Origin of the sequence: Xylanimonas oleitrophica, from assembly GCF_003244315.1 — a bacterium.
Lineage (GTDB): Bacteria > Actinomycetota > Actinomycetes > Actinomycetales > Cellulomonadaceae > Xylanimonas_A > Xylanimonas_A oleitrophica.
This window is the reverse complement of sequence record NZ_QKWH01000001.1, coordinates 446502-462752: the sequence shown is the minus strand read 5'-3', so window position 1 is coordinate 462752 and position 16251 is coordinate 446502. Positions and strand designations below refer to the sequence as shown.

General features: G+C 74.7%; 13 protein-coding genes. 7 read left to right on the top strand and 6 right to left on the bottom strand.

All coding sequences use genetic code 11. The features are described from left to right. Position 1: 1 nt before the first annotated feature. A complete protein-coding gene (locus DNL40_RS02170) occupies positions 2–1090 on the bottom strand; it encodes a type III polyketide synthase (protein ID WP_111249563.1) in 1089 nt (362 codons plus the stop codon). Between the two features lie 66 nt (positions 1091–1156). On the opposite strand from DNL40_RS02170, the gene DNL40_RS02165 reads away from it, so the two are divergent. Then, positions 1157–2041 (top strand): UbiA family prenyltransferase, encoded by an 885-nt coding sequence (locus DNL40_RS02165; protein ID WP_111249562.1) that lies wholly within the window; start codon positions 1157–1159, stop codon positions 2039–2041. 70 nt (positions 2042–2111) lie between these two features. Here DNL40_RS02165 and DNL40_RS02160 read toward each other — a convergent pair whose 3' ends face one another. Then, entirely contained in the window at positions 2112–3188 is a 1077-nt protein-coding gene (locus DNL40_RS02160) for an Fpg/Nei family DNA glycosylase (protein WP_111249561.1), read from the bottom strand. A gap of 1 nt (position 3189) precedes the next feature. Continuing rightward, positions 3190–3648, bottom strand: coding sequence for a ribose-5-phosphate isomerase (locus DNL40_RS02155; RefSeq protein WP_111249560.1), 459 nt, complete (start codon positions 3646–3648; stop codon positions 3190–3192). Between the two features lie 59 nt (positions 3649–3707). On the opposite strand from DNL40_RS02155, the gene DNL40_RS02150 reads away from it, so the two are divergent. Next, on the top strand, positions 3708–5720 hold the full coding sequence (locus tag DNL40_RS02150; protein WP_111249559.1) for a M13 family metallopeptidase: 2013 nt from the start codon (positions 3708–3710) through the stop codon (positions 5718–5720). Between the two features lie 77 nt (positions 5721–5797). Here DNL40_RS02150 and DNL40_RS02145 read toward each other — a convergent pair whose 3' ends face one another. Continuing rightward, positions 5798–7009, bottom strand: coding sequence for a hypothetical protein (locus DNL40_RS02145; protein ID WP_111249558.1), 1212 nt, complete (start codon positions 7007–7009; stop codon positions 5798–5800). A gap of 251 nt (positions 7010–7260) precedes the next feature. Here DNL40_RS02145 and pepN point away from each other — a divergent pair, with 251 nt between their 5' ends. Then, positions 7261–9861, top strand: a complete 2601-nt coding sequence (gene pepN / locus DNL40_RS02140) for an aminopeptidase N (protein WP_111249557.1) — start codon at positions 7261–7263, stop codon at positions 9859–9861. Between the two features lie 70 nt (positions 9862–9931). Here the strand turns inward: pepN and malQ are convergent, their stop codons facing one another. Next, a complete protein-coding gene (gene malQ, locus DNL40_RS02135) occupies positions 9932–12094 on the bottom strand; it encodes a 4-alpha-glucanotransferase (RefSeq protein ID WP_179950887.1) in 2163 nt (720 codons plus the stop codon). 201 nt (positions 12095–12295) lie between these two features. Here malQ and DNL40_RS02130 point away from each other — a divergent pair, with 201 nt between their 5' ends. Continuing rightward, a complete protein-coding gene (locus DNL40_RS02130; RefSeq protein WP_111249555.1) occupies positions 12296–13333 on the top strand; it encodes a mechanosensitive ion channel family protein in 1038 nt (345 codons plus the stop codon). Positions 13334–13454: 121 nt separating this feature from the next. Here DNL40_RS02130 and DNL40_RS02125 read toward each other — a convergent pair whose 3' ends face one another. After that, positions 13455–13796 (bottom strand): PTS sugar transporter subunit IIB, encoded by a 342-nt coding sequence (locus DNL40_RS02125; protein WP_281268412.1) that lies wholly within the window; start codon positions 13794–13796, stop codon positions 13455–13457. Positions 13797–13877: 81 nt separating this feature from the next. Between DNL40_RS02125 and DNL40_RS02120 the strand changes: the two genes are divergently transcribed. From DNL40_RS02120 to DNL40_RS02110, 3 genes are read left to right on the top strand one after another with little or no spacing between them, the layout of a single operon-like run. Beyond that, positions 13878–14261, top strand: a complete 384-nt coding sequence (locus DNL40_RS02120) for a globin (protein ID WP_111249553.1) — start codon at positions 13878–13880, stop codon at positions 14259–14261. Positions 14262–14263: 2 nt separating this feature from the next. Then, positions 14264–15205 carry an acyl-CoA thioesterase gene (locus DNL40_RS02115; protein ID WP_111249896.1) on the top strand — a complete coding sequence of 314 codons (942 nt, stop codon included), beginning with the start codon at positions 14264–14266 and terminating at the stop codon, positions 15203–15205. A gap of 60 nt (positions 15206–15265) precedes the next feature. Further along, complete coding sequence (locus DNL40_RS02110) at positions 15266–16243, top strand: DNA topoisomerase IB (protein WP_111249552.1); 978 nt, start codon at positions 15266–15268, stop codon at positions 16241–16243. The last annotated feature ends 8 nt before the right edge of the window (positions 16244–16251 follow it).

Below are 16251 nucleotides of genomic sequence, written 5' to 3'. Positions count from 1 at the left end.
TTCAGACCTCCCCGTCGAGCCGCATGAGCACCATCTCCGTCGCCACCCCCGGCCCGAACGCCATCAGCACGGCAGGCGACCCGGGCGGCGCCTGCGAGCCTGCCAGGGTCCGGGCGAGCACGTCGAGCACCGACGCCGAGGACAGGTTGCCGGCCGTGGCCAGGCTCGTCCGGCTCTCTCGCAGGTCGGCCTCGGTCAGTCCGAGGGCGTCGCGCACGGCGTCCAGCACCCGAGGTCCGCCCGGGTGCACCACCCACGTCGGCACCTGGCCGGGCGTCAGGCCGTGCTCCGCCAGCAGCCCCTTGACGTCCCCGAGCAGGTGGGCGCCGAGCAGCTCCGGCAGCCGGGCGGACAGCACGATGCCGAACCCGCTGTCGCGCACCTCCCAGCCCAGCTCTCCGGCCGTGCCCGGGTACAGGCACGACCGCGTGCCCACCACGGTGGCCGTGCGAGCGCCGTGGCCGGCCCGGCCTGCGAGCGGGTGCTCGTCCCCCACCACGACGACGGCCGCGGCGCCGTCGCCGAACAGTCCCGAGGCCACCATGTTGGCCGTGGAGCCGTCCCCCTGCTGGAGCGTGAGCGAGCACAGCTCCACGGACACCAGCAGCGCCACGCCCCGCGGGTGCCCAGCCAGGTAGTCGTGCACGCGGGCCAGCCCGCCCGCCCCGCCCGCGCACCCCAGGCCGAACGACGGCGTGCGCCGCACGTCCGCGCGCAGCCCGAGACGCTCGGCGAGCAGCACGTCCAGCGACGGCGCCCCGATGCCCGTCACCGACGTGCTGAACACGTGGTCGACGTCGCCCGGGACCAGCCCGGCGGCTGTCAGCGCCTGGCGGCTCGCCCGCTCCGCGAGCGCCGTGCCCTCCCGCAGGAACACCGCGTTCGCCGCCCCGAACGTCGTCGTCGCGGCGTACTCCTCGAGGGGCTGCACCAGGTGCCGCCGGCGCACGCCCGAGGAGGAGTGCAGGCGCCGCAGCAGCTCGGCCCGCGCCGGGCTCCCGGCCAGCATCGGCGCCAGGACGGCGCTGATCTCCTCCTGCGCGTGCACGTGCTCGGGCAGGACGGGCGCGACGGCGAGGACTCGGGACACCCCGGCATCGTCACACCGGCCCGGGACCCCCGCGCGCGGTGGGCCCTGCCCGGTTACGGTGGCGGCATGGTGCAGGCCGTGGAGGCGACGCAGGACCAGGCCGGTCCGCGGCTCTGGCGGGCCCTGCGGGGGCTGGCTCTCGCCTGCCACCCCGGCCCCACCGTCGTCGTCACGGGGCTGGCCACGGCTCTGGCCGCGGCGGTGGGCGCGGGACCGACGACGGTCGTGCTCGTGGCCCTCGCCGTGCTCAGCGGGCAGCTTTCCGTCGGCTGGTCCAACGACTGGATCGACGCGCGGCGCGACCTCGCCGTCGGCCGCACGGGCAAGCCGGTCGTGGCCGGGCTCGTCGGCGCCCAGACCTTGCGCGCGGCGGCGCTCGCCGCCGTCGCGGTCTGCGTGCCCGCCTCGCTCGCGGCGAGCGCCGTAGGCGGCAGCCTCCACCTTGTCGCCGTCGCGAGCGCCTGGGCGTACAACGCGCGTCTCAAGGCCACGGTGTGGTCGTGGCTGCCCTACGCCCTGTCCTTCGGGCTGCTGCCCCTGTTCGTGGTGCTGGCGGCCCCGGGTGACCGGGTCGCGGCCCCCTGGGTGGTCGGGGCCGCCGCCCTGCTCGGCGCGGGCGCGCACGTGGCCAACACGCTGCCGGACCTCGCCGACGACGCCGCCACGGGGGTGAGGGGCCTGCCCCACCGCCTCGGGCGCCGGGTGTCGGGGGTGCTCGCACCCGTGCTGCTGCTCTCTGCCGTCGCCGTCGTCCTCACCGGTCCCGACGCCGCTCCGGGTCGCCTCGCCTGGGCGTGCGGCGTCCTGGCTGCCCTCCTCGCGGTCGGCGCGGGCGTCGTGGCGGTGGAGCGCCCGTCCAGCAGGGCGCCGTTCGGGCTCAGCATGGCGGTCGCCGTCGTCTGTCTCGTGCTGCTGGCGCTGGCCGCCCCGGACGCCGCGGTCACCGTCTGAGGCGCACCGGCGCACCGGCGCCTCGGAGCGCCGGCGCGCCGCGACCGCCGGCTCCCCCGGCGCGGCCCGCTCAGCGCTGGCACGCGGGGCACCAGAACAGGTTGCGCCCCGCCAGCTCCTTGACCAGCACCGGGGTGCCGCACACGCGGCACGGCTGGCCGTCGCGGTGGTAGACGTAGAACGCCTCGTCCGCCGGCACGGCCCCCGGGGTGCCGTCGGTGTTCTGCCGGGTGCGGCGACGCCCCTCGGGGGCGGGACCCGGCTGGCCGGCGCCGTCCCTGTGCTCGGGCCTGGTCGTCACGATGGCGCCCGTGGCCGCGCCGTCGCGCATGAGCACCACCAGGTCGTCCCACAGCGCGGCCAGCGTCCCGGCGTCGACGTCGCGCCCGGGCCGCAGGGGGTCCAGGCCCGCGCGGTACAGCACCTCGGCGCGGTAGATGTTGCCCGCCCCGGCCACCACGGCCTGGTCCATGAGCTGCTGACCGACCGCGACCCGGGACCGGCGCACCCGGGCCACGAAGTCGGCGCGCGCGGCCTCCAGGGAGCCGCGGCCGCCGTCGGGCCGGATCGGGTCGGGGCCGAGGCGGGCCTCGACCCCCGCCTTGTCCGCGGGCGTGATCACCTCGCAGGCCGTCGGGCCCGTCAGGTCGGCCACCGCGTGCTGGCCCAGCAGCCGCACGCGCACCGCACCCCGCGGTGCGGGCGGGTCCCACGCCTGCCGCACGCCGGAGGCTGCGCCTGCTGTACCGACCGTGCCGGTGGCGACGGTGCCTGCTGTGCCCGCCGTGCCGGCGTCCTGCTCCGCCGCGAGCGCCGTCTCCCGCTCGCCGACGCGCTTGCGCGGCGCCCCGATGGCGTGCGCGACGGCGGCCGTGCCGTCGCCGGCGAAGGTCCACGCCCCGTACAGCCCGAGGTGGACGCGCAGCCACAGCCGCGCCGGGCCGTCGGCCCCGTCTGCACCCTCGGTGCCGTCGAAGCCCAGGAAGAGCTGCTTGCCCCAGGCCTCGCTCGTGACCAGCCGGCGACCGTCGAGGAGCGCGGCACCGGCGGCGAAGCGGCCCTGCGGGCTGCTCACCGCGAGCACCTCGCCCGCGAACAGCTCGGCGAACGTGCGCGCCAGGCGGTGGACCGTGTGGCCCTCGGGCACGTCAGGCGCCTGCGCGCGTCGCCTCGTACGCCGCCATCTGGTCGATGCGGCGCTGGTGGCGCTCGTCGCCGCTGAACGGCTCGGTCACGAAGGCGTCGACGATCGCCGTGGCCTCCTCCAGCGAGTGCATGCGGCCGCCGACGGCCACCACGTTCGCGTCGTTGTGCTGGCGGCCGAGGCGAGCCGTCTCCAGCGACCAGGCGAGGATGGCCCGCACGCCCGGCACACGGTTGGCCGCCAGCTGCTCACCGTTGCCGGACCCGCCGATGACGATGCCCAGCGAGCCGGGCTCGGCGACGACGGCCTCGGCCGCGGCGATGCAGAACGCCGGGTAGTCGTCCTGGGCGTCGTACTCGAAGGCTCCGTGGTCGACGACGTCGTGCCCCTGGGAGCGCAGGTGCTCCAGCAGGTGGGTCTTGAGCTCGAAACCGGCGTGGTCGGTGGCGATGTGCAGGCGCATGGGGACATTGTGGCGTACCGGGCGGGTGGGTCGCCCGGGGCCGCCCGTAGGGTGTCGTCATGACGACCGAATCCCTCAGGTCCGGCATCGACCTCGACGCTCTCGACCCCGCCATCCGCCCGCAGGACGACCTCTACCGGCACGTCAACGGCCGGTGGATCGCGTCGCACGTCATCCCCGCCGACCGCGCGATCGACGGCGCCTTCCGTGCGCTGCACGACCTGTCCGAGGAGCGGGTGCGCCAGATCATCACCGACCTGGCGGCGGCCGAGGACACCACGCCGGGCAGCACCGCGGCGAAGATCGGGGACCTGTTCTCCAGCTTCATGGACACCGAGCGCGTCGAGGCGCTCGGCACCGACCCGCTGGCGCCCGAGCTGGCGCTCCTGGCCGGCGCGGCCACCCCGGCAGAGCTCGTCGGGGTGCTCGGCGCGCTGCAGCGCACGGGCGGCGGCGGCGCGGTGGCCTTCTACGTCGACAACGACGCGAAGGACCCGGAGCGGTACGTCACCTACCTCGTCCAGTCGGGCCTGGGGCTGCCCGACGAGGCGTACTACCGCGAGGAGCAGTACGCCTCGGTGCGGGAGAAGTACGCGCCCCACGTGGCCCGCATGCTGCGCCTGGCCGGCGCGGGCGAGGCGCTGGGCCTGGGCTCCGGGTTCGACGCCGACGAGGCGGCCGCACGTGTGGTGGCGCTGGAGACCCGGCTGGCGGCCCACCACTGGGACGTGGTGCGCGACCGCGACGCCACCGCGACGTACAACCCGATGACGCTGGCCGAGCTGGTGGAGCGCGCCCCCGGGTTCGACTGGCGCGCCTGGGCCGCGGCGCTGGGTGCCCCGGCGGGCGCCCTGGACGCCCTCGTCGTCCGTGAGCCGTCCTTCGTCGAGGAGCTGGCACGGCTGTGGCAGTCGGAGCCGCTCGAGGACTGGAAGCTGTGGGCCGCCTACCACCTGGTCTCGGCGCGCGCCCCGTACCTGACGGACGAGCTGGTCGAGGCGAACTTCGACTTCTACGGCCGCACCCTCTCGGGCGCGCAGGAGGTGCGCGAGCGCTGGAAGCGGGGGGTGTCCCTCGTCGAGGGGGCGCTCGGCGAGGCCGTCGGCGAGCAGTACGTCGCCCGGCACTTCCCGCCGTCGCACAAGGAGCGCATGGACGTGCTCGTCGAGCACCTCGTGGCCGCCTACCGCGAGTCCATCCAGGAGCTCGACTGGATGTCGGAGGAGACCAAGGTCAAGGCCCTGGCCAAGCTCGAGAAGTTCACGCCCAAGATCGGCTACCCGGCCCGGTGGCGCGACTACTCCGGCCTGGTCGTCGACGCGCAGGACCTGGTGGGCAACGTGCGCCGTGCCTACGCGTTCGAGCTGGACCGCGAGCTGGGCAAGATCGGCCGCCCCCTGGACCGCGACGAGTGGTTCATGACGCCGCAGACGGTCAACGCCTACTACAACCCGGGGATGAACGAGATCGTCTTCCCCGCGGCGATCCTGCAGCCGCCGTTCTTCGACCCCGAGGCCGACGACGCCGTCAACTACGGCGGCATCGGCGGCGTCATCGGGCACGAGATCGGCCACGGGTTCGACGACCAGGGCTCGAAGTACGACGGCGACGGCCGCCTCGAGGACTGGTGGACCGAGACCGACCGCGCGGAGTTCGAGAAGCGCACCACGGCCCTGATCGCACAGTACGACGCGTTCGTGCCCGAGCAGCTCGGCCCCGACGGTCCCCACGTCAACGGCGGCCTGACCATCGGTGAGAACATCGGTGACCTCGGCGGCCTGTCGATCGCGATCAAGGCCTACCGCATCTCCCTGGGCACGTCGCTCGACGAGGCGCCCGTGGTGGACGGCCTGACCGGGCTGCAGCGCGTGTTCCTCGGCTGGGCCCAGGTGTGGCAGTCGAAGGGGCGCGACGAGGAGGTCGTGCGGCGCCTGGCCACCGACCCCCACTCCCCCAACGAGTTCCGCTGCAACGGCGTGGTGCGCAACGTCGACGAGTTCTACGAGGCGTACGGGGTCCAGGAGGGCGACGCCCTGTGGCTGGCGCCCGCCGAGCGCGTGCGCATCTGGTGACCCGGTAGCACGACGGCGGGCCCGGGCTCCTCACAGAGCCCGGGCCCGCCGTCGTCAGGAGTCCGGGAGCGGCCGGCTCAGAACGAGCCGATGCCGGCTCGCGCCACGGTGAACCCGCGCCCGCTGCGGTCGTCCCGGCACTGCATGCCGGACTGCTCGCTGTTGCAGGTGAACTGGCCCTCCGTCACGGACTGCCCGTACTCCAGGCGCCGCACGTCCTGAGGCGCGGGCGTGGGCTGCTCGTCGGGCGGCACGCACGGCAGGTCCACCTCGCCCGTGGCGGCCTCGATCGTCACCCGGTACCCCGTGGTGCCGTCGCATCCCTCCACGGGGGCCGGCTGCTGGTTGAGCTCCGCGATCGAGCACGTCACCGCCGCCGTGGTGATCTCGCACGTGATGTTCCCGCTGGGCGCCGCGAACGAGGCCAGCGTCTGCGCGGGCGGCGCCTCCTCGGTCGGCTCGTCCGACGGAGCGACGCTGGCGGTGCCGGCACCGGGGCCGTCCTCCGTGGCGGGCGAGCCCCCGAACAGGTTCCACACCACGACGCCCAGGACGGCGACCAGCGCGACGTCGAACACGATGAAGGCGATCCACCCCGGCGACAGCCGGCGACGGCGCGCCTGCTGGGCAGGCTGACCCGGACCGGCGTAGGCCGGGTGCGGCGCGGCGTGGGGCGCCGCGTACTGCGGCGCCGGTGCGGCCGGCTGGTGCGCGTACGCGGGCGGCTGCTGCGCGGCGTGGTGCTGCGGCGGGTAGCCCGGCTGCGGCGCGTACCCCGGTGCGTGACCGGGCTGCTGCGGCGCGTACGGCGCGGGCTGCGCGTACGGCGCGACGGCCGGCTGCTGCGCCGTCGTGGTGACCGGCGGCTGCTGGACCGTGGGGGCCGCGGGCTGCGGCACCGGGGCGTGCCGGACGGTGGGCGCGCCGGGGGCGGCCCACGGCTCGGCGCTCGCGCCGGGCGCAGCCACCTGCTGCACCGGCAGGCCGGCGGGAGGCAGGGTCGGCCGCGCCGCCGGCGGAGCCGGCCGGGGTGCGGGGCCGCCGTACGGCGACGACGGCGGCGAGACGGGCCGCGGCATACGGCGCGCGGCCGACACCCGCTGCACGGCGGGCGGCGTCGACGGGTGCGTCGGGGCCACGCCGTGCGGGACGGCGTCGAGCCGCTGGGTCCCGTCGCTCACCGGCCGCATCGCCGCCGTCCGCTCGGCCGCGGCATCGGCGTGGGTCTCGGGCTCGTGCGGCGGGGGCGGCGGGGGCGGCACGGGACCCGGGGTGTTCGGGCCGGACATTCTGTACTCCCTCCGGGCATGGACCGGCGGTTCGCCGGAGCCCGGCGCACGCCAGGTCGCGCGGCAGCGCACCCGGCAGGATGCCACGCCTACCACCCGCACGTCGAACGCGCCCGGCGCGCGGGACCCTCGGCGCACCGTCTCGCGGGGCCGCGAGTGAGAGGATCGACGCCGGGTCGCGCCGAAGGGGCCCGCACGCACGCCGCCCCGCTGGCCACCCCGGTCCGCGGTGCCAAGAACGAGGAGTACCCGTGCCCGGAGAGAACCTGACCCGCGCCGAGGCGACCGAGCGCGCCGACGTCGTCACCGCCGTCGAGTCCTACGCGATCGCGCTGGACCTGACGACCGGCCCCACGACGTTCGCGTCGACCACCACGATCCGCTTCAGCGCCAGGGAGGGGGCGAGCACCTTCCTCGACCTGGTGGCCCCCGCCGTCCGCTCGGTGACGCTCAACGGGCGCGAGCTCGACCCGGCGGCGGTGTTCGCGGACTCGCGCATCGCGCTGGAGGGCCTGGCCGCCGAGAACGAGGTGGTGGTGGTCGCGGACTGCGCGTACACCAACACCGGCGAGGGCCTGCACCGGTTCGTGGACCCGGTCGACGGCGAGGTGTACCTCTACACCCAGTTCGAGGTGCCCGACGCCCGGCGCGTGTTCGCCACGTTCGAGCAGCCCGACCTCAAGGCCACCTTCCGGCTCACCGTCACCGCTCCGCAGCGGTGGCAGGTGGTCAGCAACCAGCCCACCCCCGAGCCGGAGCCGGCGGGCAGCGCCGTCGTCCTCGAGGGTGGCGAGCCGGAGCCCACGGCCACGTGGACGTTCGGCGCGACCCCGCGCATCTCCACCTACCTCGTGGCCCTGGTGGCGGGCCCCTACGCCGTGGTGCGCGGCGAGCTCACCTCGACCGACGGGCGCACGATCCCGCTCGGCGTGTTCTGCCGCGCCTCGCTGTCGCAGTACATGGACGCCGAGTACGTCATGGACGTCACCCGCGCCGGGTTCGACTTCTTCGAGAAGACGTTCGAGTACCCGTACCCGTTCGACAAGTACGACCAGCTCTTCGTGCCCGAGTACAACATGGGCGCGATGGAGAACCCCGGCTGCGTCACGTTCACCGAGTCGTACGTGTTCCGCAGCCAGGTGCCCGACGGCCGCCGCGAGCGCCGTGTCGTGACGATCCTGCACGAGCTGGCGCACATGTGGTTCGGCGACCTGGTCACCATGAAGTGGTGGAACGACCTGTGGCTCAACGAGTCGTTCGCGGAGTTCGCCTCGACGCTGGCCACCGCGGAGGCCACGGAGTGGACGGGCGCCTGGACCACCTTCACCGCGTCGGAGAAGACGTGGGCCTACCGGCAGGACTCGCTGCCCTCCACGCACCCCATCGTGGCGCCGATCAACGACCTGGAGGACGTGTACGTCAACTTCGACGGCATCACGTACGCCAAGGGCGCCTCGGTGCTCAAGCAGCTCGTGGCGTGGGTGGGCCGCGAGGAGTTCATGAAGGGCCTGGCGGCGTACTTCCGCAAGTACGCGTTCTCGAACACGGAGCTGCGCGACCTGCTGGTGGAGCTCGAGGCGACCTCGGGCCGCGACCTGGAGGCCTGGAGCAGGGCGTGGCTGGAGACGGCCGGCACCAACACGCTGCGGCCGGAGCTGGAGGTCGACACCGACGGCGTGATCCGCTCGTTCGCGGTGCTGCAGTCGGCACCCGAGGAGCACCCGACGCTGCGTCCGCACCGCCTCGGCATCGGGTTCTACGACCTGGGCGAGGACGGCACCGTGGTGCGCACCCACCAGGTGATGGTGGACGTCGACGGCGAGCGCACCGAGGTCCCGGAGCTCGTGGGCCGCGAGCGCCCGGGCCTGGTGCTGCTCAACGACGAGGACCTGGCGTTCGCCAAGGTGCGGCTCGACGAGGCCTCGCTGGCGTTCGCCGTGGAGCACCTCTCGCGGATCAGCGACTCGCTGGTGCGCTGCCTGGTGTGGGTGTCGGCGTGGGACGCGGTGCGCGACGGCGAGACCCCGGCGTCCTCGTTCGTGGACCTGGTGCTGGGCAACGTCGGGGCCGAGACGGAGTCGACCACGGTGTCGGTGGTGCTCTCGCAGCTTGCGACCGCTGCGACGGCGTACGCCGACCCGGCGCGCCGCGCGGCGAACGCGGTGCGCGTGGCCGACGAGCTGTGGGCGCTGGCGCAGCAGGCCGCACCCGGGTCGGACCTGCAGCTGCAGCTCGTGCGGGCGTTCGCCGCCCAGGCGGTGACCGGTGAGCACGGGGCCCCGCTGCGCGCCCTGCTCGACGGCACGCTCACCCTCGAGGGCCTGACGGTCGACACGGACCTGCGCTGGGACCTGCTGCAGGGCCTGGTGCAGCTCGGTGCGGCGGACGACGCCGAGATCGACGCGACGCTGGCCGCCGACGACACGGCGACGGGCAGGCAGGCCGCCGCCCGCGTGCGGGCCTCGAAGCCGTCGGTCGAGGCGAAGGAGGCGGCGTTCGCCTCGATCGTGGACGACCCGGAGGTGGCGAACGCGATCATCCGCCAGACGGCGCTCGGGTTCCGCCGCGTGACCGACCCGGCGCTGCTGGAGCCGATGGTGCAGCGGTACGTGGACGCGCTCCTGCCGATCTGGGAGTCGCGCTCCTACCAGATGTCGGAGGAGCTGGTCGCGGGGCTCTACCCCGCCCCGGTGGCGTCGGTGGCGCTGCGGGACGCCGTGCGCGGCTGGCTGGAGGCGAACGCGGACGCGGCCCCGGCGCTGCGCCGCCTCGTGGTGGAGAACCTGGCCGACACCGAGCGCGCCCTGGTGGCGCAGCGGGTCGACGCGGCGGAGGCCGGCGCGGCCTCCTGACGGCCGTGAACGTGCAGGGAGGGCCAGGACGATCGTCCTGGCCCTCCCTGCACGTCCGAGTGCGAGCGCGCTACCGCGAGGCGTTGAGCGCCGCGACGAGGCTGCGCAGCCGCTGCGACTCGAACAGGTCCTCCAGGAGGATCGGGGTGCCGTTCGAGTCTCCGAGCGGCACCTTCCAGTTGGGGTACTCCTGGTCGGTGCCCGGCTGGTTCTGCGAGCGCCGCTCCCCCACCGCGTCCACGAGCTGCACGCCCAGCAGAGCCGCGGGGGCGGCACGCAGGTAGCGGTGCATCGCCTCGACGACCTCCCGCTCCGACGGGTCCTCGCCGAGCAGCCCGCGCTCGGTCAGAGCCTGCACGTAGGTGTCCCGCTCGGTGCGGGCACGCTGGCGCACCACGGCGGCCGGCTCGGTGAGGAGCCCGAGCCGCTCGCGCAGGTCCACGTGCTCCCCGGCGAGGTACCCGGCGGCCGGCGGCATGTCGTGCGTGCCCACGGACGCCATCGTCAGGTGCCGGTACCTCTCGGGCGGCAGCGGCCGCCCCTCCTCCTGCTCGAACCACAGCACCGAGGTGCCCAGGATGCCGCGGTCGGCGAGGTAGTCGCGCACCCACGGCTCGAACACGCCCAGGTCCTCACCCACGACGACGGCGCCGGCGCGGTGCGCCTCCAGGCACAAGATGCCGACGAGCGCCTCGTGGTCGTAGGTGACGTACGCACCGGCCGAGGCGCGCGACCCGCCCGGGATCCACCACAGGCGGAACAGCCCGAGCACGTGGTCGACGCGCAGGGCTCCGGCGTGCCGGAGCACCGTGCGCAGCATGTCGCGGTACGGCGCGTACCCGGCGCGCTCCAGGGCGCGCGGGTTCCACGGCGGCTGCGACCAGTTCTGGCCCTGCTGGTTGTACATGTCCGGCGGTGCGCCCACCTCGACGCCGCGAGCCAGGTAGGCCCCGTTGGCCCAGGCGTCGGCACCGTACGGGTGCACCCCCACCGCGAGGTCGTGCATGACCCCGATCTTCATGCCCGCCTCGCACGCGATGCGCTGGGCGGTGCTCTTCTGCTCGTCCGCCACCCACTGGAGCCAGCAGTGGAACTCCACGCGCTCGGCGAGCTGCTCGCGCAGGGCCGCGACCGCCGGCGAGTCGGGCGAGGACAGCTCCGCCGGCCACTCCTGCCCCGCCAGGTGCTCGGTGATCGCGCACCAGGTCGCGAAGTCGCGCAGCCCCGGGCCCTGCTCGGCCACGAACGCCTCGAACGCCGCCTGGCGGGCCGCCCGTCGCGGGGCGGTGAACACGACCTCCAGTGCGGCGCGCTTGGCCTCCCACACCGCGTCCCGGTCGATGGGGCCCGGGTCGGTGGCCATGGCCCGCACCGGCTCGGCCGCCCACTCCACGAGGGAACGGTCGGCCGCGGACAGATAGGCCGTCTCCGGGATGTCCTCGACACGCACGTACACCGGGTTGAGGAACCGGCGGCTAGTCGGCAGGTAGGGCGAGGGCGTCATCGGGGTGACCGGCTCGGCCGCGTTCAGCGGGTTCACCGCCACGAAGTCGGCTCCGCCGCGGTGGGCGGCGAGCCACGCGACGTCGGCCAGGTCGGCCAGGTCGCCCAGGCCCCAGGACGTGCGCGAGCGCACCGAGTACAGCTGGACGAGCAGGCCCCACACCTGGCCGTCCTCCACGGCGGGCGGCAGCGTCAGGCGCTGCGGCGTGACGACGAGCGTCGAGCGCGCCTCGCTGCCCTCCGAGGAGACGTGGAGGGAGTGCCAGCCCAGCGGCAGGTCGGTGGGCACCTCGAAGGTGGCACGGCCCACGCGGCGCCCGTCGACCGTGCGCGGCTCCACGAACGTCTCGAGCTGGCGCAGGTCGCGCCGCTCCCGGCGGGCCCGCGCCAGCGCGTGGGGCTCCGCCCCGTCGATCTCGACCCACACGTGGGCCTCGGCCCCGTGCGAGACGTGCACCGGCACGGTGGACGGCGCGCCCTGGCGCACCACCAGGGTGGGGGGCAGCACGTGGCGCCACTCCTCGTCCCGGGCCAGGGCGAGGCTGAGGGAGACCTGCTGCGGGGACGCCGCCTGCACGCCGAGCGCCTCGAGCACCGCCACGAGCGTGGAGGCGCGCACCTGCTGGACGGTCCCGTCGAAGCCGTGGAACTCGGTGCGGACCCCGTGGAGGTGGGCGAGCTCGCGCAGGTCGGCGGGAACGTCGTCGGTCGGCGTCGTCTCCTGGGTCACGGGACGATACTGCCACCTGACCAGCGGCCCAGCAGCGCACCGCACCGGCCCGGGCGCAGGTTGCCGGGCCGGCGGGTACCCGCCGCGCACCGTGATCGCTCTGCGCTGCCCGCGCAGCGTGATCGCTCTGCGCGATCACCGCCTCGCGCTGCGCCTGGCGTCACGAGCCCTCCACACGCCGTCGCTACCGTGTGGCCCGTGATGACGGATCTCGTAGCCCAGGTGCCGAGCAGGCTCGCCCCCCAGGCCCCGGTGGCCACCGCCTCCGGGCCGTCGCCGGACCCCACGGACGGCGTGGTCAAGGTGGTCCAGGAGACCGCGGACGCCGGGGTCGCCTTCTGGGACTGGTTCGTGGGCTGGCCGCTGCAGGTGCTGCTCATCCTCCTGGTGGGCGTCGTCGTGCTCGCCCTGGTGCGGCGCACCATCCGGCACGTCACCGAGCGCATCGCGGCAGGTGTGACCGACGTCGCCACCGTGGAGGTCGCGGGCAGCAGGCGGGCGGGCCGCAAGGCGCGCCGGCCGGCCTTCGTGGACGAGGCGCTGACCCTCGCCAACCCGGCGGCGGGCGAGCGCCGCGCCCAGCGCGCCCGCACGGTGGGCTCGATCCTGCGGTCCACGGCAGACATCGTGATCTGCACGGTGATGGCGCTGATGGCCCTCACGGCGGTGGGCGTCAACGTGGGACCGCTGCTCGCCTCCGCCGGTGTGGTGGGTGTCGCGCTCGGCTTCGGCGCCCAGAGCCTGGTGCGCGACTTCATCTCCGGCATCTTCATCCTCATCGAGGACCAGTACGGGGTCGGCGACGTCGTGGACCTCAACGGTGCCGTGGGCACGGTCGAGGAGGTGGGCTTGCGCCTGACCCAGGTGCGCAGCTTCGACGGCACGCTCTGGTACGTCCGCAACGGCGAGATCCTCAAGGCCGGGAACCTCACCCAGCAGTGGTCGCGCGCCGTCGCCGAGGTGCGCGTGCCGGTGGACGCCGACGTCGACACGGTGCGTGCCGCCCTCGGGCGGGCGGCTGACGCCGTCCACGGCGACGGCGAGCTCGCACCCCACTTCCTGGAGGCGCCGTCGGTGCGCGGGGTGGACTCGGTCACCGACTTCTCGATGGCGTTCACCCTGCACGCCCAGGTGCGGCCGGCCAAGCAGTGGGACGTCTCGCGGGCCCTGCTGGGTGCCGCCCAGCGCGAGCTGCGGGCCGCGGGGGTGCTGAGCACGGAGTCGCCGATGCGCGGCTGAGCGGCGGTCGCACCCCGCGGCGCGGCCCGAGCGCGGCGCGGGGCAGCACCCCGGAGACGACGACGGCGCCCCCGGTGGGACCGGGGGCGCCGTCGTCGTACGAGCAGGTCAGGCGAGCAGGTCAGGCGAGCAGGGTGTCCATCTGCGCGGCGAGGTCGTCGGCCTCGGGACCGACGATCACCTGGATGACCCGGCCGGAGCGCACGACGCCGAACGCGCCGGACTGCTTGAGCCGAGGCTCGTCGACCAGCGACGGGTCGCTCACCTGGACCCGCAGTCGCGTGATGCACGGCTCGAGCTCCACCACGTTCGTGGTGCCGCCGAGCGCCTCGAGGATCTGGTCCGCCTTGTTCATGTGGGTGATCTCCGTCCCTTGCGCCGTTGCAGGTCCACGCCCAGCGTAGCCCTGCCGTCGCCCCGCCGGGGGCGCCCCTGCGGGAGCTTCGCACCGGCAGCATCCCACGGACGCCCCAGGGGGCGCACCCGGACCACCGGCCCTGGTGGGCGGGTCATGGGGCCCTGCGCGTTCTGGCACGATGTGCAGGTGAGACCCAGTACCTTCTACGACGCCGTCGGCGGCCACGAGACGTTCGTGCGCCTGGTCGACGCCTTCTACGAGGGCGTCGCCGAGGACGAGGTCCTGCGCCCGATGTACCCGGAGGAGGACCTGGGGCCCGCCAAGGAACGCCTCACGCTGTTCCTGGAGCAGTACTGGGGCGGCCCGACGACGTACTCCGAGCAGCGCGGCCACCCGCGCCTGCGCATGCGCCACGCGCCCTACAAGGTCAACCCCGACGCCCGGGACCGGTGGCTCGCGCACATGCGCGCCGCCGTCGACTCGCTGGGCCTCGCGCCGCTGCACGAGGCCGAGCTGTGGGACTACCTGGAGCGGGCGGCCTTCTCCCTGATCAACACCTTCGAGGAGTGACCGTGAGCCAGGGGACCACCCCCACCACCCCGGACGCCGCCGGCACGCCCGGCGCTGCCGTGCCCGACGCGCTGGACCGTCTGCTGGCCGTGCTCGACCTGAGCGAGGTGCAGGGCTGGGGCCCGCGCGGGGAGGAGGACGTGTGGCGAGGGCGCTCGCTGCCCGGCCTCGCCAACCGCGTGTACGGCGGGCAGGTGCTGGCCCAGGCGATCATCGCGTGCGGCCGCACCGTCGAGGGCGACCGGCTGCCGCACTCGATGCACGCCTACTTCCTGCGCGAGGGCGCCCTGGAGGTGCCCATCGACTTCGCCGTCGAGCGTCTGCGCGACGGTCGCTCCTTCAGCGCGCGGCGCACCCACGCGATCCAGTCCGGCAAGCCCATCCTGTCGCTGACGGCCTCGTTCCAGACCGACCAGCCCGGCTACGACCACGCCCGCCCCATGCCGGGTGACGTGCCGGCACCGGAGGACGTCACGAGCGCGTTCGAGCAGCTCGGCTCGATCGACCACCCCGCCGCGCGGTGGTGGTCGCACGACTCGGCGTTCGAGCTCGCGCACGTCGGCACGTCGCTGTACCTGGCGCCGGACCCGAACCGCACCGACCGGCAGATGGTGTGGGTGCGGGCCCGCCACGCCGTCGGGTCCGACGACGTGCTGCTGCACCGCGCGCTGCTCGCCTTCGCGTGCGACCAGATCATGCTCGAGCCCGTGCTGCGCGGCGCCGGCAGGTCGTGGCTCGACGTCGGTGCCGGGGTGCCGATGGCGTCCCTCGACCACACCATGTGGTGGCACCGCGACGCCCGGGTGGACGAGTGGCTGCTGTTCGTCCAGGAGGCCCCCACCGCCCAGGGCGGTCGCGGCCTCGGGTTCGCCCGCGTGTACACGCGCGACGGCGTGCTGGTGGCCTCGATCGCGCAGGAAGGCATGGTCCGCCTGCCCGCCTGACGATGTCGTGCTCGCGCCGGCCGCGGTGCGAGCACGACGCCGTCCGGCCACCATGTCCCGGTGCCCCGACTGCGCCGCGTCTCCGTCTCCTCCCCCGGCTACCGTCGGCGCAGGGCCGGGCGCGGCTGGGTGTTCCTCGACGTCGACGGATCACCCCTGCGCGACGCCGAGGAGCTGGACCGCTGCCGGCGCCTGGCCGTGCCGCCCGCCTGGCGCGACGTGTGGATCTGCCGCTACCCGAACGGCCACGTCCAGGCGTTCGGGTACGACGACGCAGGGCGCGGGCAGTACCTGTACCACCAGGCGTGGACGGAGCGCCGCAGCCGCCGCAAGCACGACCACGTGCTCGAGGTGGGCCGCCGCCTGCCCGCCGCCCGACGCCGGGTCACCCGTGCGCTGGCCGAGCCCGGCCTGGGGCGGGAGAAGGTGCTCGCGCTCGCCTTCCGCCTCCTGGACCTCGCCTACTTCCGGGCCGGCGGGGAGGTGTACGCGAAGAAGAACTCCAGCTACGGGCTCGCCACCATCCGCAAGGACCACGTGGTGGTGCACCAGGACGGCACCGTGCACTTCCGCTACCCGGCCAAGAGCGGCCAGCTGCGCGACGTCGAGGTGGACGACGCGGTGGTGGCCGAGATCGTGCGCACGCTCAAGCGACGCCCCGGCGGCACCGACCTCCTGGCCTGGCGCGAGGACGACGGCCCGTGGCACGACGTGACGAGCGCCGACGTGCAGGCTGCCGTCAAGGATCTGCTCGGCCCCGACGCCACCCCCAAGGACTTCCGCACCTGGCACGCCACCGTGCTCGCCGCCCGGGCGCTGGCCGACACCGGGCCCGCGCCGTCGTCCGACCGCGCCCGGCGCAAGGTGGTGGCCGCCGTGGTGCGCGACGTCGCCGAGGAGCTCGGCAACACTCCTGCCGTGGCACGCTCCAGCTACATCGACCCGCGCCTGTTCGACCTCTGGGAGAACGGCCAGACGATCGGCCCCACCCGCACACGGTCCGCAGCCGAGCGCAAGGTGCTCGACCTGCTGGGCTGAGACAGCGG

Coding starts and splice junctions, on each gene's coding strand:
- DNL40_RS02165 (WP_111249562.1), top strand. CDS start 1,157: ATGGTGCAGGCCGTGGAGGCGACGCAGGACCAGGCCGGTCCGCGGCTC.
- DNL40_RS02155 (WP_111249560.1), bottom strand. CDS start 3,648: ATGCGCCTGCACATCGCCACCGACCACGCCGGTTTCGAGCTCAAGACC.
- DNL40_RS02150 (WP_111249559.1), top strand. CDS start 3,708: ATGACGACCGAATCCCTCAGGTCCGGCATCGACCTCGACGCTCTCGAC.
- DNL40_RS02145 (WP_111249558.1), bottom strand. CDS start 7,009: ATGTCCGGCCCGAACACCCCGGGTCCCGTGCCGCCCCCGCCGCCCCCG.
- DNL40_RS02130 (WP_111249555.1), top strand. CDS start 12,296: ATGACGGATCTCGTAGCCCAGGTGCCGAGCAGGCTCGCCCCCCAGGCC.